Genomic DNA, 18,448 nt, shown 5'->3' with positions numbered 1-18,448 from the left:
AAATGAAGAGACTATTCATAATAGTCGGTTTAATAATAATCATGATTTCAGCTTTTACTTTTTTCTTGTTTAGTCCAGCTAAACTGACTCCCGAAAATCCATCAGGAAAAAAGATCTATTATACTATGGTTCAAAACAATCATATGAAGATGGGAAACAACCGTTATTTTTATAACCTGGACTCCTATAATAAAAAAGGAAGCAAAAAAGACTTAAGTTTTTCCGCTAGCAAAAAGTTGCGTGAGGGAGCCTATCTTGAACTATATACGACTAACTTTCGTGGTGTCACTTACTGGCAGGAAATACAGTATGAGGATTTACCTGCCGCGGTAAAGGGAATATTTTCTAATCATGCAAAATAAATACCTCAAGAAATTTTGAGCCGAAATTCTAACACATCCTGGAATTCGGCTTAAAGCCGTATCTGATCAAAAACCATATTCTTTTGGGACTTTTTGCAGTAAGATATAATCAATATGTGGAAAGTGAAAATACATTAAGGTATTAAGGTGCATAATAAGGGGGTAATCATGATTACCCGGTCAGGCTAAAATACAATGTTTTAAACTAGGAGAAACGATGACTGACAAAAAAACAACCGTAGATGCAGGATGGAACTTTGATAATAGTTATGCCGAGCTGTCTGACATATTTTATACTTTGCAAAATCCAACGCCTGTGCGCGAACCGAAGCTGGTCGTGTTCAATGCATTGCTTGCGGAATCCCTCGGGCTAAATGCTGAAGCGCTGCAAGGGAGTGAGGGCGCAGCCGTGTTCGCTGGCAACGAGATTCCCGGAGGGGCCCTGCCTCTGGCTCAAGCGTATGCGGGGCATCAGTTCGGCTATTTCACCATGCTGGGTGACGGACGGGCCATACTGCTTGGGGAGCAGATAACACCTCAAGGTGAACGGGTCGATATCCAGCTGAAAGGGTCAGGCCGGACGCCGTACTCTCGCGGAGGCGATGGCCGCGCGGTGCTTGGGCCAATGCTGCGCGAGTACATTATCAGCGAAGCGATGCACGCGCTTGGCATCCCGACGACGCGGAGCCTTGCAGTGGTGACGACGGGGCAGCCGATTATGCGCGAGTCGGAGCAGACCGGCGCGATATTGACTCGTATTTCGGCTAGTCATATCCGTGTCGGTACCTTTCAGTATGCCGCAGGGCGAGGAGAACTGGATGAGCTTCGTGCTTTGGCGGATTACACGCTGGAAAGACATTACCCCGAGGCGGTGGAAAATGCAGCGAATGGCGAAAATCGATATTTAATTTTGCTTCAGGAAGTGATCGGCCGCCAGTCCAAGCTCATCGCGAAGTGGCAGCTGGCCGGTTTTATCCACGGCGTGATGAACACTGACAATATGACGCTGAGCGGAGAGACGATCGACTATGGGCCGTGTGCGTTTATGGACGCTTATGATCCGGCGACCGTATTCAGCTCCATTGACCGGGAAGGGCGTTATGCGTACGGCAACCAGCCTTATATCGGCGCATGGAACCTCGCTAGATTAGCGGAGTCTCTGCTGCCGCTGCTGCATGAGGATAAGGAGCAGGCAGTAAAGCTTGCGGAAGAAGCGATCGGCGGATTTACCGAGCAGTTTCATGAACATTGGCTGGCCGGAATGAAGGCGAAGCTGGGGCTGTTTAACGTAGAAGGGGAGGCAGAACCGGAACCGGAGGATGAGGAGCTAGTTAAAGAGCTGCTGAAGCTAATGCACAAACACCGTGCGGATTATACGAATACGTTTAAAGCTTTAACCTTCGGCAATTGGCAAAATACAGCGCTGTTTGAGGATGCGGAATTTGACCCGTGGCTACAGCGCTGGCAGTCGAGATTAGACAGGCAGGAGGAGAGCAAGGAAGCTTCGCAGCAGTTGATGCGGGACAGCAACCCTGCGGTCATCCCCCGCAATCATCGGGTGGAGGAAGCTCTCGAAGCTGCAGAGAAGGACGGGGACTACAGCGTGCTGGAGCGGCTGCTCAGCGTTCTCGCGAATCCTTATGAGCATACTGCAGAACAGGAGGAATACTGTATGCTTCCTGAGCCATCGCTGTTGCCTTATCGAACATACTGTGGAACGTGACCGAAGTGGGCGGGTAAGCATACAGGGCTGGATCTGTGTAATAAAGGGAACTCCTAAAAAAGAGTTCCCTTTATAATAATATCGACCAATTAACTAATCCTTTTTATTTCCATTCGTCCTGGAGCAAGCCATAAATAATCCTATCGTGATATTCTCCGTTCAAATATTCATAATTTCGAATGGTTCCTTCTGCCGTGAAACCTAATCGTTCAGGTATCGCTTTGCTTTTTAAGTTTTCTCTTGCAACGTTTATTTCAACTTTTCTTAGGCCTAGTTCTTCAAACGAATGGTTAATTAATAGTTTGGTTGCTTTTGTAGCTAAGCCCATCCCTATGTATTCAATATCCAATCTCGGATTTTCTTGCATTCCAATCCATATATAAGAATCCGATAGAGCCTGCCATTTTTTCTTTATGCCAAATGCCAGCCCAGTATCCATTATTTTCGGATAATCTCCTCAAAGATTTTCTATAAACTTTAGCGTATCCTCAACTCTATTAGTCATCTTGGGAAAAGCAAGCCATCTGCTTATATTTTCACGACTGCCATCAATTAATTGATATAATTCTGTTGCGTGTCTTGGTTCTAAAACTGCCAGATAATTTTCTTCGTCAATCGCCGCTCTATACATTTTCTTCCCCCTTATTTAATATCAGCGATAATATCCTTTTGGCAAATTTTTTTGTCGTTTGAGTCAAAAGACTACTCTACGATTAATGCCTTCTGTCCGGACTTCGATAGCGGGCCCTCTCTTCTAAGCCTGTGCTAACTATGATACGCGAGAGCTGAACTTAAGGTTGCATGAATGATGTGGTACGATTACAAAACTTAGAGAGCCGGATCTGGTTGACCCGGCTTAAGTCTGCTTGATATTTTTTTTATGCAAAAATACGATCTATGTCCTGGTTTTCCGTGTCGATTAGTTGGACATTCGCAGTTTTTAAGTTGTTTAAAACTTGCTCAGAGTTTTTTTACCCCCGGAATGATGGCGTCGATTGCTTGTTGCGCCAGGTACCAGGCCAGCACGACACGGGCGATTTCGGCGCCTTTGGCGTTGGCGATTTGGCGTATTCGCTCCACTTTATTCAGGTTATGCACAAATGCTCCCCCTAGAAATAGGTAAACTTGCCCGGAAGTCCTGGAACTTGTCATCGAGCGAATATTTACCTGTCAATAAGCCCGAAGCAAGCGGGAAATACGGAATAAAGGAGATGCCGTTCTCCTATATCCCCGGCTGACGCGATAATACTTACCAGCTTTCAACACATAATTCATTTATTCCAAGGTGTGCAATAGACGAAAAACGGTCGTTTTATTCATGTCCGGCTCTTCGGCAATTTCGGTTAGCGTCAAAGCGTGCTTGGCCCTCAATAGATCCAACACTTGCAGCCCTTTCTGTAAGCTAGAAACTTCATATCTGGATCATCCTCACCTCAGCATCATATAAAGCTTAGAATAAGATCATCGTTGATTCAAAACGAATGCATTTTGATACGCTATACGAAATTATATAACAATAATAAATGTAAGGGGCACATATACATATAGGAGGATTATTTGCAAAAAGGAGGGGGCGAAGATCGGTCGCTCGTTTGGAACAAGCGTTCCCAGAAAGGAAACAGGCGAAAAAGTTACGGGGGCAGCCCGCTATATTAACGATTTTGCGAGATCGGGACTTTTGCATGCCAAAATCGCTTTCAGCCCCCATGCTCACGCCAAGATTAAATCGATAGACACGTCGAGAGCCTGGAGGATACCAGGCGTAAAGGCCGTCATTACAGGAGCGTATTACCCGGTATTGACCGGGTCGCCGCTGGCAGACCGGCCGCCCATCGCAATGGACAAAGTGAGATATTATGGCGAGCCGGTTGCCCTGGTTGTCGCGGAGGAAGAATATATTGCCGAGATGGCTGCTCTTCAAATTCAAGTGGATTATGAGGTTTTGCCTGTTGTCCTAAGTCCAAGCGAAGCTTTGCAGACCGGTGCGCCGCTCATTCATGAGCATCTGGCCGCATACGAAATAAGCGAACAGGCTTATCCGGAGCCGGGAACGAATATCGCCAACCGGACAAGGATCCGCAAGGGGAATATGGAGGAAGGGTGGAGGAATAGCGAACATATCGTTACGGTTCAGGTCCGTTTGCCTCAATCGGATCACGCCGCGATGGAAGTGCGATGCAGTATAGCAGAAATTTTGCCCGGCGGCAAAGTCAACATCCATTCCGCTTCGCAATCCCCTTATGTGATCCAAAAGGATATTAGCCGCTACTTCCATATTCCGCTTCACGAAGTCACCGTTCACACTCCGCTGGTAGGAGGAAGCTATGGCGGCAAATCGGCAGTTCAGTTAGAATATCTCGCTTATTTGGCTTCGCTTGCCGTTGGCGGAAGAGCTGTCAAATTGGTAAATTCCAGGGAGCTGGACATGGTCTCCTCTCCAGTTCATATCGGATTGGAATCAACAATTAAACTTGGCTGCACCCGGGAAGGCAAAATAATGGCCGCCGAAATTCTGCACCTGTTTGATGGCGGAGCTTACTCGGACCGGGGAGCGATCATGAGCCGTGCGGGAGCTACCGATTGCACGGGGCCTTATCGAATCGATAACGTTCAGTGTGATTCTTTATGTATGTATACGAATCATCCCTATTCCACTTCCTTTCGCGGCTTCGGACATCCGGAGCTGACGTTCGCTATGGAAAGGGCTATGGATAGGATGGCGGATCGATTGAATATGGATCCTTTGGTGCTTCGTTATATGAATGCAATCGGACCGGGGGATACGACCCCGACACAAACTTTGCTGAATAGAAGCAATATCGGCGATTTACGAACATGCATTACCAAATTGAAAACGCTAATCGATTGGAACGACCGTCCACGAGCCGAAATAAACGGCCATCTCATTAAAGCGACAGGGATATGCTGCTTCTGGAAAAATTCAAATACGCCAACCAATGCCGGGGCGGGGGCTATGATCAAATTTAATCCGGACGGAAGCATTCATCTGCTATGCGGTGCCGTGGAAATCGGCCAAGGCACCAGGACGGCCCTTACTCAAATATTGGCGGAACGATTCCGCATGGATGATCGGAAGATACAGATTCGCATGGACATAGAGACCGATAAAGACCCCGAGCTATGGAAGACGGTCGCTAGCCGGAGCACCTTTTTGGTGGGCAATGCCATTCTGCAGGCCGCTGAAGATGCAATCATGCAGTTAAAAAACATGGCTTCCATCGTACTTCAATGTCCGCCGGCAGACCTGGATGTTGGCGGAGGGAGAGTCTTCCGTAAAACTCGCCCCGAGCTGGGAGTAGCTATTGAACAAATCGCCAACGGATACACCTTCCCGAACGGCAACACGATTGGTAGCCAGGTTATCGGACGCGGGAGCTATACGATGCGTAATATCACATTATTGGACCCTATAACCGGTAGAGGAAATACTGGACCGGAGTGGACGGTAGGCGCACAGGCCGTTGAAGTGGAGTTAAATACAAGGGATTACACCTATAGAATCGTTAAAGCAGCAACGGTTATCGATGCGGGCCGGGTTATCAACCCGGGTTTTGCCCGTGCTCAGGTGACGGGCGGGATGAGTATGGGCTTAAGTCTTGCTAGCCGCGAGGCTTTCCGCTTCAACCCAAACGGGGCCATATTGAATCGCCAGTTTCGAACCTACAAGCTCATTCGTTATGGAGAACAGCCCGAGTATTTCGTGGATTTCGTCGAGACACCTCATCTGGAAGCACCATATGGATTGCGCGGAATCGGTGAGCATGGTTTGATTGGCATGTCTGCGGCATTGGCGAACAGCTTGTCAGCAGCTGCTGGCGTAGAGCTTAATCAGCTGCCCTTGACGCCGGAGATGATTTGGAGGACGATGCATGATTCCGTTTGATTTTGAATACTTCCATCCTTCTACCGTTCAGATGGCTGTGGATTTGTTCCAAAATCTGCAAAGGCAAGGGAAAAGACCAATGTATTACGCCGGAGGGACGGAAATCATTACATTTGCTCGAGTCAACTCCATTCAACCGGGAGCTGTTATCGATTTAAAGTCCATTCCAGAATGCAACGTACTCGCAATGCAGAAGGATATACTGGTGATCGGTGCGTGTGTCACGTTATCGGCTTTGTCCGAAGCCGACCCGTTTCCGCTCCTCAGTGCAGCGGCACAGGGAGTCGCTGACCAAACATCTCGGAATAAAATCACGCTCGGAGGCAACATTAGCGGCAAAATTCATTATCGGGAGGCCGTCCTTCCCTTGCTGTTAGCAAATAGCCGGATGGTTATCGCAGGAACACAGGGGATCAGAGTAACTTCTATTCATAAAGTCTTCAACCAACAAATGAGGCTTACGAGCGGAGAGTTTCTTGTCCAGGTTCTCATCGACCGCGATGATGTATCACTGCCATTTGCGTATTTCAAAAAACGGGAGATTGGCCATGTCGGCTACCCGCTCGTTACCGTAGCTGCGCTTAGGAAAAATGATGAGATGCGCACCGCCTTTAGCGGTGTATGCGCATTCCCTTTTCGATCCGCGGCAATCGAGCAGGTGCTGAACGATTCATCTTTACCAATTACGGCAAGAATTGAACGGGCCACCGGCAAACTTCCTGCTTCATTACTGGATAATGTGGAGGGATCAGCCGCTTACCGGGAATTTGTATTGAAGCAAACGATGGCGGATGCGGTACATAGACTGGAAAGAAGGTGAAAGGATGTCATCCTTCGATGCCGATCATTATCGAGTCGAATTACAGGTGAACGGGGAACAGCAAACGGTCCGAGTAAGGGCTGCGGAGACCCTGCTGTATACGCTTCGTGATCATCTTGGGCTCACAGGGTGCAAGCCAGGCTGCAATAACGGAGACTGCGGCGCGTGTACGATTCTAGTAGATGGCCAGCCTATGAAATCATGCCTGATGCTCACTGTGGAAGCCTGGGGGAAGCAAATTACAACGATCGAGGGGTTGGCGGGCTCCGCCGTACAGCGTGCTTTTGCCCAAAATCAGGCCTTTCAATGCGGTTACTGTACCCCTGGCTTCATCATGAACTGTGAAGGGCTGCGGCATGTTCATCCCCAGGCCGATGAAGAAACCGTTCGAATATGGCTGGAATCCAACATTTGCAGGTGTACCTCTTATGAAGAAATTCATCGTGCCGTAAAGGATGTCTTTGCAATTAACACGGATCTTAATAGGAATCTTAACACGGATAAGTAAGAAGGCTTGAATTCTCTGGGAGCCTGAGGAGGGGCAGGTTTGGAAGAAATTCATCGTATTTTGGAAACGATTCAGCATACCGATTTAAGAAGCGTGCTTGCGACGATTATTCATGTGGAAGGGAGCGCATATCGCAAAGAAGGGACCTCCATGCTGTTTCTTGAAGATGGTTCGCAAGTAGGGGTACTCAGCGCGGGCTGCCTGGAAGCTGCGCTGGCGCTCAGCGTGCCGGATATATTGGCATCAGCGTCTTCGCGCAGCTTCATGTTCGACATGCAATCCTCGCACCCGCTGTCCTGGGGGGAAGAAACGGGCTGCGGTGGTGTTGTTCATGTCACATTGGAACCGGTCAATGATGTGCTGGCTGAGCATTTAAGTACTTTGAAAAAATATTTGGATGATCGGTCCGAAGTCAAACTCATTAAAAGGTTTGGCCCGGATGGTTCGGTTAGCGACTATGGATTTTTGACCAGAGATCGGCACCTGTTCGGGGAGTGGAGGGAAGAATTTCCGCCATCGCTGCTGGAATGGACGTCGCCCGAGGAATCGCCGAAAAGTGGGATGAAGTTTGTCGCAGCCCTGCAATCGGATGTTTTTGTCCATACTTATTATCCCAAACCGCGGCTGATTCTATTTGGTGCCGGACCAGATGCCAGACCGCTAGCCGCAATGGCCGCCAACACCGGCTTTTCCGTTATCGTTTCCGACTGGAGGCCCGATTATTGCCAGCGGCGTTATTTTCCTGATGCCGAATCCATAGTAACAGGTTTTCCTGAGGAAACACTACCGCTGATTCATCTTACATCTGACGATTATGCCATTGTGATGACGCATAATTTCAGGAGGGATCAGGAGTTGGTTCATTTGCTTGCTGAGCGGCAGCTGGATTACCTCGGTATTCTGGGATCGAAAACCAGAACGGAGCGCTTGCTGCGGGACGGACCGGTTCAGATGAAGGTCTTTTTCCCAGTAGGACTTAAGATTGGTGCAGAGGGACCGGAGGAAATTGCAGTGAGCATTCTCGCAGAAATCATCTACATATACAGAACAAAAAGAAAGCTTGCAAGTGGTTCCTGGTGAGGGGGAATCCGATCGTTGGCATCTATATGGCGGCAGGCCAAAGTACCCGGATGGGCTCGGATAAACTTCAGCTTCCGCTCGGTTCGATGCGTTTGGGGAATTTTGCGCTGGCCGCGGCTCTGAGCTCTAAGCTGGATTATGTATTAGTTATTCGAAACGGCGCTGCGGGGGATTGGATTGATGATGCATTTTACCGGGAGCCATTCAGACGGAAATGGTCCTCGATTACGTGTCCAGAAGCCTGTTTAGGCCAAGCGCATTCTGTTCGCTGCGGCGTAAAGGCTGTGCTTGCGATGGAAGCGGCAGCCGCCATGATATTGCTAGCGGATCAGCCTTTCATTACGGATACGATGATTAATGAACTGATTGCTTTTTTTCAAACACAGCAAATCAACAGCAGCATTGGTTTTGTGGCGTCGAGTTATGAGGGGCTGGCAAGACCGCCCGTTATTTTTGCGCAGCGAATGTTCCCGGAGCTTCTGCAACTCCAAGGTGACCGGGGAGCCAGCCATCTTATTCGGAAAGAAGGGGTGGGAATTTGCCTAGATTTCCCCAACCCAGACCTGTTCATGGATGTCGATACCGCTGACGATTATCGGGCTTTATTGGAAAAAGCCGCTGCAATACGGAAGTCTTGAACGACTTGCTCGGCGTTCGTATATAACGCTAACGGGTACTGATAGTTCTCCATATGGGCAGGCGTTTGTATTTGCAGGGCCGGGTCATTGGAAACCAAGCTGCAGGCGGCCGAATCGTCCAATGTACTTCTCCATTCCGAAATTAGCTTCGCTAATGCGTTCAAGTGCTCGGCCCAAATATGCTGATCCTCTGTTGCAAATTTTCCGCTCTCGGACCAGCTCGTGAAAATTCGTATCATGTCGGCCAGATTGGCAAACCCAGAGCGAAGTTGATCCATTTGCCGGTTTAATTTTTTCAGAATAAGGCGTTTTTTACGACCTAGCGGATTGAAGCGTAAGCTTTGCTCCGCTTTTTTTAGCTCAGATGTCGTTTGATGAAGCTCTTGGAATAAGTTTTGCAATTCGGAATGCAGTGTATTAGCTTCACTTGAGGGGGAGCCAGTTTTTACCCAAAGCGCAGTGTTCATGAAATGATAGGATAGATGATCTGCGAATTGGTTCATCCTTGTTTGAGCCTTGTTAACGGAATCGGGGGGAAAGATGAATACCTGGATGAGCAAAGCAACGATAGCACCGATCACCGTATCGCGTATTCGATCCAGTGGGTAGCTGGGCATTTTGTTGTGAAAGTATAACACTAATAAAATGCTTAGAGCAATTTGGATTAAGAGGGCATACTCCAATTTCAGCCATGTTACGATGAAGGCGCCAACCAGAAGGAGCAGTCCTATACTCCAAGCGTTTAAACCAACATATGGCGCTATAGCTGCAGTAAAAAGGACGCCAGCAACGGTTCCGATCACCCGCTGCCATGCAAATTGCACGGACTTGTCGACGGTTAATTGAATGGACAAAATGACCGTCAGAGGAGCTAAATAAGGATGCTTGGACCCAGCCCACTCCGCGAACGCCCAAGACAGTGCGGCAGCTAAAGGGGGTTTCCATACCATCCCATTGTATTTGATAAAATCGATCCATTTAGATGTCATCTTGTTACTCTCCGTATTTAGTTTAGTCAGAACTATTTTTTCCCGTTTTAACCCGATTATGTGTCAAGGCTTTGCACCATGATGCCGTTGACGGGAATTCATAGGCTGTTTTTTAAAAGATTGTTGTTTTAGATTGATTAACAGTTTCTAAAGTTTTTGGTTATGATAAAATAAAATAGATATTGGAGGAATTATGAAAAAGATAACATTTTTATCCTTAATACTTGTATTTTTGATTTCTTCCACGGTTCAGGCCGTATCTTGGGCTTACCCTTTTGTTGTTTGGAAAGGAAAAGTTTATGAAGTGAAACAAGAAGAAATTGTCGAAGCTGCTGAGATCGGTAAAATCATAGGGGAAGTAAAGACCAAGCCGAATGATATGACAGGAGATTATTACGGACATGCATCAAACTATTATCCAAAAGGAACGCAATATTATGAAATAAAAGGGACATCAACTTCCAGTGCAATTGCAATAAAAGAAAGCAATCAATGGGTAAAGGCTGTTTATGTTCATAAAGCCCCTTTCCACATAATGAATATACTATCTAACATATTTTTTATATCTACCGTTGTAATAATCGCATTAATTGTAACTGTAGTTATATTTCGAACTAAAAAGGCTAGAAACCAAAAATAACATAGGAAAAGCAATCACACTACCACTACGGTTTATGCAACTAAGATTTTATGTCTCCAACTAGAATGCATTTTTCAGGGGGGGCAGCGATGATGAATTGATCACGAAAATAAGCCACGCCATAAATATGGATGCCTTTTGCCACAAGGCGGGGAATTATGTAATTTGGGAGCTGTCGCCTCGCGATCAAGGAATGAAGCTGCTGGAGTTAGAAGGAATAACGATCATTCCAACAAGCAGATGCTGTCAATTACTTTAATACCCTTCTTGTTGCCATTCGTAACGTCCTTCTAAGTCAATTAAAGCCTCCTTCCGAAAATCTTATTTTCCTTTTCCAAGACTATAGTCTAGTAATAATTCGGGCTTCAGGCGGTTTAGGTATTTCCCCATTTGGCATACCATAGTAATAACAATAAATGGTAGTACATAACCCAATAATTAAACGGCGATTGAAAAATATGAACAAAGATATACAAATTTATATTCTGCTGAGCAGTCGGCGGACCATCGTCACGAAAATGATCGGTTTGTACACAAGAGCTCCTTATAATCACGCGTCGATCGCATTTGATTCTGAGCTTCGAGAAGTATACAGCTTCGGCAGAAAGCATCCACTTATTCCCGTCTTTGGCGGAATTGTCAAGGAGAACATCCACTCTGTCGTATTTGAAAAGGCAACCTGCGCGATGAAAGGAATAAATAAAACGAAAGCTTCGCCAGGTATAATCTGATCACAGAAAAGAAACAGAAAATAACAAACGTAAGAAGGGTGAGTAGATTTGGGAGATAAAATAAGTAAGACAATAGTGCAATCTGTTTGGATGATGTGGGAAAGAGTGTTTGCGCTGTTCTCGTATTTCCGCGGGTCACAAACATCACGCTTTGGCATTTGCACAGTCATGCTGAAGAAGCACCGGGGACAGGCTATTGTATGCCAGGATGCTACAATCATCAATCAGGGCGAATGGGTAGGGGAGCTCCATCTCGATAATGGTAAAATCCTGCAGCTGATTCAAACCGAAGGATCGGACCGGGCTGCTCTGCAAACGGCTCGTATGGTGCGCAAATCTTTACAGCAGATCAACGAAGCGTTCGAATCGAAATCCGAGTATAGGCAGGTCAAGGCTTTACTTGGGATTACGCTGCTTCACAGGGGATTGACGCACGGTCTTGGATTTGAGCAGCAGCAGTTGAAGCCTGGCATATTTGTATGGATGACAACGGTCTATCTTCGCTTACTGTTGTCTGCTTTGCATCCCGAGGGGCGGCAAAGGATCAGTCAGCGCACAGAACAACTGGTTCCCATGCTGCTGATCCATTCACGCGCTTCGCTGAAAAATCGCTTCTCCCCCGGAGCAAAATTGCCCGGGACAGGGTTGGGAGGCTAGAAAATAAAAAATATTGATAGATTTGGAGGGGGAGACTTGTTTGTATACCTAATAGGGGGAATGGTGTGGATCGCAATTTTCTATATGTTCCTTCCAAGCTTGATTACGCGCTTACTTGGTCTTGGCGTCTTTCGTAAGGGAAAGGTTAAAAATCAGGTGGCCTTCACCTTCGATGACGGGCCGCATCCCCAATACACGCCGAAATTGCTGGATTTATTGGAGCAGTATCAAGCGAAGGCCTCCTTTTTTGTGCTTGGCTCGCAAGCGGAGAAGTATCCCGAGCTGATCAGGCGGATGCACCGGGAGGGTCATCAGATCGGCATACATAATTATAGTCATACATCCAACTGGATGATGCTGCCCGGGACGATACGGCGCGAGCATCTCGAACGCTCCGCTAATATTATTGAATCTATCATCGGGACCCGGCCCAGCTATTATCGCCCCCCTTGGGGACTAATCAATCTGTTTGATTTTTTCAGGTATAAGCAGTATCGCATCACCTTATGGTCGATAATGGGAGGGGATTGGAGCAGGAGAGTCAGTCGGACCCGCCTGAAGTCTACATTGTTAAGCCGCATTACCGATGGCTCCGTTGTACTGCTTCATGATAGTGGTGAAACGGCAGGTGCGCATCCCGAGGCTCCTTATATTATGCTGCAAGCTTTAGAGGAAGTACTGAGCCAATTACAGACCAAAAACATGGAGTTTGTCCGATTGGATGAAATGGCTTGAGGAGCGGATCGCCCCATTTTACAGTGATTTAAAAAATACGAGGACTGTTCAGGATCAGTCTGTTTGTTAATGGCCTATGCCTAATTGTTGTAGGTTACTTTTCGGTTGCTGTCTATTTTTTGCACAGTCATGGTGAATGATCGCTAATCACCGAAATGTACTTTTTTCCAGAGGCCTTATTTTATATAATAGAATAAATTTGTTAGTGTAGCGCGTATTAATCATCTGTAATTAACATGTATAGCATAAAAGCTGTGGACTGTGGAAGCATTAAATAAAAGGATAATATTTAATGGACAAAATTAAACGCAATCGAATTAAGCCTTCGGGAAGGCTACAATTTGCTGCCCCAATATTATGGCTGGACGCAGTGTTGAGAAATTTGGATACGAAGGAGTTTGAAGAAGCGAACGCCCTATATAGGGAGCATTTTGGTGAAAGTATTCCTACTGAGCAAATTAGCGGGACCATTCATGAATTAATAGAGATTGTAAATCGCAGCGTAGAAGTGGGCAAGAACCTGCTGCCCGAGCATTATGGGTTGCAGCAGGGCGACCTTTATTAGGGGCAGAGAGAAAATCACAACTGTGCTGCTATTTTGTGCTGCCGCTATATTTTGAAAAAGGGGGCTAGGGGAAATTGAAACCGCAGGCGGAAATGCAACTACGTTTATTTAAGGCGGGAATCGTCATTTTGCTCATGATTATTTCCGCGTTTCTCGGCTCGAGCAGCAGGAAAGACCAGAATGTATTTGCCCCGTATTTAGCTCAGGAGAAATACGCTTTCTCCTTGTTGATTTTGGCGGAAGAGAGCGACTACATTAACCAAACTTATGTACTTAATGAGATCGTAGCAGAGCATCCGGAAGAATATACTAAAGCAGGGGTACTGACCATGGATTCCCGAGAAGGAAAGCAGGTTCGGAAGAAGTTGAATATTCACCAGGCTCCGACTTATATTTTGCTTGATCATAAAAAGGTCATCCTTATTCAAAAAGATCTTCAAGAGTTCAAAGACAAATTCATAGAAAAGATCGAGGAAAGCCGCTAGATAAGAGCAAAAGTGAGGATCATGCAAAAGTGATGGATCGAGCAAGAGTGAAAGATCGAGGGAAAATGAATAGACTAACCCTCCTAGACAGCTATTCTTTCGTTTTTTTCTTGGAGCGAGTCCGTCCTCATCACGAACTCAAACTGAGAAGCTTGCGGACTCTGGTTCCGTTATTTGCAGAAAAACACAAAAAAATCAATGCTATCGGACCCTGGTTCCGCTATTTACCCAATTTTACTTGAGAACGCGGCTATTTACGCAGATAAGGTCTTCTGGGTCCGAAAAGTTATGAAATTCTGCGGTAAAGAGTAAATAAGGTCTCTGGTGTCCGATACTGTTGACGACTTTGCGAAATAAGGGCAAATGTTAATTGTGTATCGACAGTATTCTCCATTCCCCGTGCTCTTGAGTCATAATATAAAGTTTTTTTGTAGAATGTACAGCCGCGGTAGGATCTTCGGTTGTAATTTGCACCTGATCAACGAAGACTTCAAAATCGTTATCAGGCAGCGGATTAAATGAAGGCGAGTCAAGGGATACAATGATGCTGAGCGTCGTATCGAAGTCTTCATTTTTACTCGGGTGTTTGTCGGATAATAAGGAGCGATAACCCGCAAAATTCTCTTCCAAGTTATATTTCATCGCTTCATTTAATGTTTTAATTATTTCTAATTCAACGCCGGCGTATGAAGACTCATCGATATAGTGCGGAATTATGCTGGATTGATCGAGAATACTTTGAACCGAAACCGATGATTCATTCCGTGGTTGCTTCATTCTATCGTTGCTATTGAGTCCAACTATTACAATGAAAAACAATAACAAAATGAGAGCTTTTCGGGATTTAAGGAATTTACGAAATTTATGCATCAGCAAACCGCCTTTGGTTGTTTTCTATATTAGACGTATTTTTTTCATAATAGTTTTCTTTATTTTCGGCTGGACGGTGGAGGGTTCAATATGGATCAGGAGCTCATACATAAAATAAAAAGTATTCAATGGTTTGCAAACAGCGGCCATCCGGTCAAAGCAAATATTGCTGCCGATATAACCCTCAATATGACCTACGAGAAAAGCTGGGCCAAGGCAGCTAAGCGTTCACAAAGCATATACTGGGAAAAGGTCTCTTTGGAGGAAAGAAACAAGTTAACAGAGTATTTGTTTGCAAATCATCCTCAAAAATATAAGCAGTGGAATGAATTCGCTAAACAGGGGAGAGAAGTGATTGATGCTGAAGTTGTTCCAAAAATATCGGATTACTTGCAGGAGCATCAGTTACCGGCAGGGATCATGGATAATGTAAAGTGGGATATCGTAAATGCCATCATGGAATACAATTATCAGCATGAAAGAGAGCCGTTCTTTTTCAAAGAGCTATTAAAGGTTTACGAATCAGGGAATTAAATCTCCTTCAAAAAATAATTGGAATATCAAAGTAGCCACATCCATAAATCGGATAGTGGCTTTCTATTTTGGGGCGCTCCAGATTGGGATGCGACATTACAGATTAGTACAGGTTTTCAAGGGCTCGATCATTTCAATAATTATTTTTGAACTATGGGAGAGGTCCTTAGTTCTAGTTGAGGCTTCTGTCCTAATAGAGCAATATTAAAGGATAATGCTTCCAAATGGGCCAGAAGATATAGCATTCTCTGTGACAGAGAAAAGCTGAATTTAAAGAGAAATAATCTACCGTTAAAACTACCAGGCAAGTGATGACTACAATTCTTGGTTTCCTGTTTGAAGACTTAAAGATCAAGCTAATACAAGGAGGAAGATGTGTGAAAAAATTTCATCCCCTATTTTGGGGAATTGTATTAATAATTATTGCAGTACTGGTTGTATGCTCTTTATACGATCTTAGCTTCCTGAATACAACCCGTTTTTTTCAGAATATAAAGTTAGTCTCAACATTCTTTTTTGGGATACTTCCTTTATTGGTTCTAGTGGGCTTTTTCCTATTGCTGATGACAAATAAGTGGGCCTTTAAAATCGAAAGGCTCAGTTTGGGCGGTTTTAATCTTATGTTTGATAACCCGGCTAGACTCTATAAAAGAACTGTCCGATCTTTTCTCGACACGAAACGCTCTCTATTCAAAATCGACCTTGAACGCGACAACTTTGATGAAACATTGACCTCATTCTATAAGACATATGAATTTTTCCGGGAAGAGATGAAAATCTTGGATAATGAGAAGAAGCGCGGCAGATGGAGTAATAAGGGTGAACAGCGAGAACTTTATAATGTTACAAATGAGATTGTTCAGATGCTTAACGAGTTCCTTACATCCCATCAAAATAATTATAGGCGTTGGTATAAGAGAGTTGCCGATACAGACAGCGTAACTCCTATTAACGGCGGGGCAGTAATCCCCTTTCATATGACTCCAATAACTGAGGTACAGAAACATTACTATAGATATCGAGAAATCTGTGATGGGTTTACTAGAGTTAATCAATTTTTTAAGTCGACTGTCGAAGGCACATTTGAAGTCAATACTAAGAAATGGGAGGGATCGTATAATGCATAAGACATTTATAAGCTATCACCATGCTAATGATCAGGACTTAAAAGATCTCATTATTGAAAAGTTTGGTGGAGACCACTTTATAGACAAATCAGTCTCTAATGGGGATATTAATACGAACAACGCCGAAGAAACAATTATGCGTAGTATTCGAGAAGACTTCTTGTCTGATTCCACGGTAACGTTGGTTATCGTTGGGTATGAAACTGCAAGAAGGCCTTTTGTTAACTCTGAAATTCAAGCTTCATTATGGGGGAGCAACCCCAATGGATTACTCGCTGTCGTAAGGGATGAAGTCTATGATCAAATCTACCAGTCAGGTACATGCACTTCCACACAATGTAATTGTGGAATTACTTTGAGATTACCGACAAATCTGCATAAATATTATCTGCCTGATTTAGTTTACAAAAATCATGAATATGATGGCATAATAGCACACTATTCAGACGATCAAGTATATTGCGCGGTAATGAAGTATTCTTCGTTTATTAGTAATCCGGAAAAATATATAGATGAAGCATTTGAGAAGCGCAAAGGAGATTTTAAAATAAAAAAGAAACTTTCATTAGAAACCCCTAAAATCCAACCCAATCCATTATATTTTTGGTGATTACTTAGCAAAGATACTTAAGACCGTATTTGATACTCAACTTATAGAAGAGCCGTTTGGCTCTTTTTTTTTCTTCATGTAACTTTTTTCGTTAATAAATATAAATTTTTGGAGTCACTCCCTTTCCAAAAGAGAGTGACTCAGCCACGGTTCCAGTAATCACTTTGGGAACTATAAAGAATTAGATCATTAAAACTGTTGTCGAACGATAATTCGTACACAGCATTATCTACGAGGGTGATTTAATGCTCATTTTCATATTCGTTCTGAATGGTGAGGCTCACCTCGAACTGGGCTGACCGAATAGCAGTTAGATTTTCATTGAAATCTTTAGAAAGTGGGGTATGGATTGAGGTTCGGTAACCTAGTGCCGCATATTTCTGAGCAAATGATAAAGCGGCCGCTTGTCCCCGGTTCGGGGCAGGTCTGCCATCATGATAAGTAGCGTAATAGTCGTTTCCAATTAAAAAGCAATGTCATTGATATTGTGAGGTAGTAGGAAGCGTCCAATGCTTTGTCTGACAAGCAACCCAGTGATATTCGGTGATCTTCCAGTCTTGGTCATTCAGTTTCGCTAGCGTCGCATGGCTCATGGTATCAATAGGGCTTTCACATACATAGACCTTGTTTCTGGTTCCAGTGATATGGAAAGGAAAACTTTTGTCCGAATGCCTAGATCCTGTTTGAAAGGGTGATCCGAGTTGGATCCGCGAAGAGAGCAATACTTGGCTATTCCGTCCAGGTCATATCCAACAAAGACGCAATTTCCAGTCTTATCTTGTTGATAAAGTTTTTTTTCTTGCATGAGGCAAGACACGATTTTCGAATCAATTCCTCGAAAATGGGTTAAATACCTGGCTATTCGCCTATAGTTTGGTGCTTTATTCGGGAGTTCAAGCTACCGGGAGGCTTTAGAGCGTAAGGAGAGGGGGGATGGTGTGGAGTGTCCATTTTCAACAAAAAGGCTGCTGCATCTTTAAAATTCTTACGGAAGAATTGCATCACAAAATCAATGGAACCACCGTGAGTATCTGTTAAAAATGGTAGTACTTATTGCTGTCCCGAAAAAAGTAAAGGCCGCCGCTCTGCTTCGCATGAAGTGCACGGCGACCGCCATTTTCGAGTATGAAGCCATGAGATTTGGCGAGTTCAATGAGAGATACATTCTTGGCCAGTCCTATTTGTCCCTTAGAAGCAAACGTTAAACTTCTCGACATCTTGCACCACCCACTTCAAAATTGATTTTGAGAATTACATAAATTTTAGAAACTGAAACGTATGTTTGGAAGGAATTGGGACCATTGGTGTAGAAATGTGTCACTGCATGTAGTTCTTTGGTATAGTTCTAGAGTCATCAATTGATCGTTGAAGGGTCAAGTTTTATCCTGTAAAAGCTGATGGTAGAAGTGATTGTCTGTATCTGCAAAAAAGAGAAAACCGAAGTTCATTGAGCATCGTCGATATTTGGTC

Annotated in this window: 22 protein-coding genes and 2 pseudogenes; 16 read left to right on the top strand and 8 right to left on the bottom strand. The window is 44.8% G+C overall.

Features of this window, described 5'->3' with window-relative positions:
- The first annotated feature begins 2 nt into the window (after positions 1-2).
- The gene (locus G358_RS0123640) at positions 3-362 is read left to right on the top strand and encodes a YxeA family protein (RefSeq protein ID WP_019639737.1); all 360 of its coding nucleotides are present in this window, start codon (positions 3-5) and stop codon (positions 360-362) included.
- Positions 363-579: 217 nt separating this feature from the next.
- Positions 580-2,085: a protein adenylyltransferase SelO gene (locus G358_RS0123635; protein ID WP_019639736.1), complete on the top strand. Its 1,506-nt coding sequence runs from the start codon at positions 580-582 to the stop codon at positions 2,083-2,085.
- A 103-nt stretch (positions 2,086-2,188) separates the two neighbouring features.
- Here the strand turns inward: G358_RS0123635 and G358_RS34120 are convergent, their stop codons facing one another.
- The 4 genes and pseudogenes from G358_RS34120 to G358_RS34650 all read right to left on the bottom strand — a co-directional run.
- The gene (locus G358_RS34120; protein WP_240480102.1) at positions 2,189-2,524 is read right to left on the bottom strand and encodes a GNAT family N-acetyltransferase; all 336 of its coding nucleotides are present in this window, start codon (positions 2,522-2,524) and stop codon (positions 2,189-2,191) included.
- Positions 2,525-2,542: 18 nt separating this feature from the next.
- Positions 2,543-2,716 (bottom strand): hypothetical protein, encoded by a 174-nt coding sequence (locus G358_RS34115; RefSeq protein WP_019639735.1) that lies wholly within the window; start codon positions 2,714-2,716, stop codon positions 2,543-2,545.
- A gap of 247 nt (positions 2,717-2,963) precedes the next feature.
- A pseudogene (locus G358_RS32635) lies at positions 2,964-3,307 on the bottom strand (aldo/keto reductase); the annotation flags it as partial.
- A 53-nt stretch (positions 3,308-3,360) separates the two neighbouring features.
- Positions 3,361-3,477: pseudogene (locus tag G358_RS34650) on the bottom strand (helix-turn-helix domain-containing protein); the annotation flags it as partial.
- A 163-nt stretch (positions 3,478-3,640) separates the two neighbouring features.
- On the opposite strand from G358_RS34650, the gene G358_RS0123620 reads away from it, so the two are divergent.
- Genes G358_RS0123620 through G358_RS0123600 form a run of 5 tightly spaced genes read left to right on the top strand, consistent with a single transcriptional unit; the run spans position 3,641 to position 9,035 of the window.
- The gene (locus tag G358_RS0123620; RefSeq protein ID WP_157274469.1) at positions 3,641-5,989 is read left to right on the top strand and encodes a xanthine dehydrogenase family protein molybdopterin-binding subunit; all 2,349 of its coding nucleotides are present in this window, start codon (positions 3,641-3,643) and stop codon (positions 5,987-5,989) included.
- Positions 5,976-6,809, top strand: a complete 834-nt coding sequence (locus tag G358_RS0123615) for an FAD binding domain-containing protein (RefSeq protein ID WP_019639732.1) — start codon at positions 5,976-5,978, stop codon at positions 6,807-6,809. Before G358_RS0123620 ends, G358_RS0123615 begins: the two co-directional genes overlap by 14 nt.
- Positions 6,810-6,813: 4 nt before the next feature.
- On the top strand, positions 6,814-7,317 hold the full coding sequence (locus G358_RS0123610) for a (2Fe-2S)-binding protein (protein WP_019639731.1): 504 nt from the start codon (positions 6,814-6,816) through the stop codon (positions 7,315-7,317).
- Between the two features lie 39 nt (positions 7,318-7,356).
- Positions 7,357-8,397, top strand: coding sequence for an XdhC family protein (locus G358_RS0123605; RefSeq protein ID WP_019639730.1), 1,041 nt, complete (start codon positions 7,357-7,359; stop codon positions 8,395-8,397).
- Positions 8,394-9,035, top strand: coding sequence for a nucleotidyltransferase family protein (locus G358_RS0123600; protein ID WP_019639729.1), 642 nt, complete (start codon positions 8,394-8,396; stop codon positions 9,033-9,035). Before G358_RS0123605 ends, G358_RS0123600 begins: the two co-directional genes overlap by 4 nt.
- Here the strand turns inward: G358_RS0123600 and G358_RS0123595 are convergent.
- Complete coding sequence (locus G358_RS0123595) at positions 8,990-10,024, bottom strand: aromatic acid exporter family protein (RefSeq protein WP_019639728.1); 1,035 nt, start codon at positions 10,022-10,024, stop codon at positions 8,990-8,992. The genes G358_RS0123600 and G358_RS0123595 overlap by 46 nt on opposite strands.
- A gap of 193 nt (positions 10,025-10,217) precedes the next feature.
- Between G358_RS0123595 and G358_RS0123590 the strand changes: the two genes are divergently transcribed.
- The 6 genes from G358_RS0123590 (at position 10,218) to G358_RS0123560 (ending at position 13,837) form a co-directional block, all read left to right on the top strand.
- Positions 10,218-10,664 (top strand): hypothetical protein, encoded by a 447-nt coding sequence (locus tag G358_RS0123590; RefSeq protein WP_019639727.1) that lies wholly within the window; start codon positions 10,218-10,220, stop codon positions 10,662-10,664.
- 458 nt (positions 10,665-11,122) lie between these two features.
- The gene (locus tag G358_RS30770; RefSeq protein WP_019639725.1) at positions 11,123-11,395 is read left to right on the top strand and encodes a hypothetical protein; all 273 of its coding nucleotides are present in this window, start codon (positions 11,123-11,125) and stop codon (positions 11,393-11,395) included.
- 48 nt (positions 11,396-11,443) lie between these two features.
- Positions 11,444-12,052: a YkoP family protein gene (locus tag G358_RS0123575; protein ID WP_033404373.1), complete on the top strand. Its 609-nt coding sequence runs from the start codon at positions 11,444-11,446 to the stop codon at positions 12,050-12,052.
- A gap of 60 nt (positions 12,053-12,112) precedes the next feature.
- A complete protein-coding gene (locus G358_RS0123570) occupies positions 12,113-12,787 on the top strand; it encodes a polysaccharide deacetylase family protein (RefSeq protein ID WP_033404384.1) in 675 nt (224 codons plus the stop codon).
- A 292-nt stretch (positions 12,788-13,079) separates the two neighbouring features.
- Positions 13,080-13,352 carry a hypothetical protein gene (locus tag G358_RS0123565; protein WP_019639722.1) on the top strand — a complete coding sequence of 91 codons (273 nt, stop codon included), beginning with the start codon at positions 13,080-13,082 and terminating at the stop codon, positions 13,350-13,352.
- 74 nt (positions 13,353-13,426) lie between these two features.
- The gene (locus tag G358_RS0123560) at positions 13,427-13,837 is read left to right on the top strand and encodes a hypothetical protein (protein ID WP_019639721.1); all 411 of its coding nucleotides are present in this window, start codon (positions 13,427-13,429) and stop codon (positions 13,835-13,837) included.
- A 366-nt stretch (positions 13,838-14,203) separates the two neighbouring features.
- Here G358_RS0123560 and G358_RS0123555 read toward each other — a convergent pair whose 3' ends face one another.
- On the bottom strand, positions 14,204-14,707 hold the full coding sequence (locus G358_RS0123555; protein ID WP_019639720.1) for a hypothetical protein: 504 nt from the start codon (positions 14,705-14,707) through the stop codon (positions 14,204-14,206).
- 90 nt (positions 14,708-14,797) lie between these two features.
- Between G358_RS0123555 and G358_RS30765 the strand changes: the two genes are divergently transcribed.
- The 3 genes from G358_RS30765 (at position 14,798) to G358_RS0123540 (ending at position 16,978) form a co-directional block, all read left to right on the top strand.
- Positions 14,798-15,241 carry a hypothetical protein gene (locus G358_RS30765; protein WP_019639719.1) on the top strand — a complete coding sequence of 148 codons (444 nt, stop codon included), beginning with the start codon at positions 14,798-14,800 and terminating at the stop codon, positions 15,239-15,241.
- Positions 15,242-15,618: 377 nt separating this feature from the next.
- Positions 15,619-16,368: a hypothetical protein gene (locus tag G358_RS30760; protein WP_019639718.1), complete on the top strand. Its 750-nt coding sequence runs from the start codon at positions 15,619-15,621 to the stop codon at positions 16,366-16,368.
- Complete coding sequence (locus G358_RS0123540; protein ID WP_019639717.1) at positions 16,361-16,978, top strand: TIR domain-containing protein; 618 nt, start codon at positions 16,361-16,363, stop codon at positions 16,976-16,978. The genes G358_RS30760 and G358_RS0123540 overlap by 8 nt, the downstream gene beginning before the upstream one ends.
- Positions 16,979-17,567: 589 nt before the next feature.
- On the opposite strand, the gene G358_RS34645 is transcribed toward G358_RS0123540, so the two are convergent.
- On the bottom strand, positions 17,568-17,840 hold the full coding sequence (locus tag G358_RS34645) for a DUF3991 domain-containing protein (RefSeq protein ID WP_084662887.1): 273 nt from the start codon (positions 17,838-17,840) through the stop codon (positions 17,568-17,570).
- A gap of 172 nt (positions 17,841-18,012) precedes the next feature.
- Positions 18,013-18,195: a hypothetical protein gene (locus G358_RS0123530; protein ID WP_019639715.1), complete on the bottom strand. Its 183-nt coding sequence runs from the start codon at positions 18,193-18,195 to the stop codon at positions 18,013-18,015.
- Positions 18,196-18,448: the final 253 nt, after the last annotated feature.

Origin of the sequence: Paenibacillus fonticola DSM 21315, assembly GCF_000381905.1 — a bacterium.
In the GTDB taxonomy this organism is placed as follows: Bacteria; Bacillota; Bacilli; order Paenibacillales; family Paenibacillaceae; genus Fontibacillus; species Fontibacillus fonticola.
This window is presented reverse-complemented; position numbering and strand designations above follow the sequence as displayed.

What these genes read in the sequence shown, in the direction of transcription:
- G358_RS0123590 (WP_019639727.1), top strand. Translation starts at nt 10,218, where the DNA reads ATGAAAAAGATAACATTTTTATCCTTAATACTTGTATTTTTGATTTCT.
- G358_RS0123615 (WP_019639732.1), top strand. Translation starts at nt 5,976, where the DNA reads ATGATTCCGTTTGATTTTGAATACTTCCATCCTTCTACCGTTCAGATG.
- G358_RS0123635 (WP_019639736.1), top strand. Translation starts at nt 580, where the DNA reads ATGACTGACAAAAAAACAACCGTAGATGCAGGATGGAACTTTGATAAT.
- G358_RS0123555 (WP_019639720.1), bottom strand. Translation starts at nt 14,707, where the DNA reads ATGCATAAATTTCGTAAATTCCTTAAATCCCGAAAAGCTCTCATTTTG.
- G358_RS0123595 (WP_019639728.1), bottom strand. Translation starts at nt 10,024, where the DNA reads ATGACATCTAAATGGATCGATTTTATCAAATACAATGGGATGGTATGG.
- G358_RS0123540 (WP_019639717.1), top strand. Translation starts at nt 16,361, where the DNA reads ATGCATAAGACATTTATAAGCTATCACCATGCTAATGATCAGGACTTA.
- G358_RS0123530 (WP_019639715.1), bottom strand. Translation starts at nt 18,195, where the DNA reads ATGTCGAGAAGTTTAACGTTTGCTTCTAAGGGACAAATAGGACTGGCC.
- G358_RS30770 (WP_019639725.1), top strand. Translation starts at nt 11,123, where the DNA reads ATGAACAAAGATATACAAATTTATATTCTGCTGAGCAGTCGGCGGACC.
- G358_RS34120 (WP_240480102.1), bottom strand. Translation starts at nt 2,524, where the DNA reads ATGGATACTGGGCTGGCATTTGGCATAAAGAAAAAATGGCAGGCTCTA.
- G358_RS0123565 (WP_019639722.1), top strand. Translation starts at nt 13,080, where the DNA reads ATGGACAAAATTAAACGCAATCGAATTAAGCCTTCGGGAAGGCTACAA.
- G358_RS30765 (WP_019639719.1), top strand. Translation starts at nt 14,798, where the DNA reads ATGGATCAGGAGCTCATACATAAAATAAAAAGTATTCAATGGTTTGCA.
- G358_RS34115 (WP_019639735.1), bottom strand. Translation starts at nt 2,716, where the DNA reads ATGTATAGAGCGGCGATTGACGAAGAAAATTATCTGGCAGTTTTAGAA.
- G358_RS0123640 (WP_019639737.1), top strand. Translation starts at nt 3, where the DNA reads ATGAAGAGACTATTCATAATAGTCGGTTTAATAATAATCATGATTTCA.
- G358_RS0123570 (WP_033404384.1), top strand. Translation starts at nt 12,113, where the DNA reads ATGGTGTGGATCGCAATTTTCTATATGTTCCTTCCAAGCTTGATTACG.
- G358_RS0123610 (WP_019639731.1), top strand. Translation starts at nt 6,814, where the DNA reads ATGTCATCCTTCGATGCCGATCATTATCGAGTCGAATTACAGGTGAAC.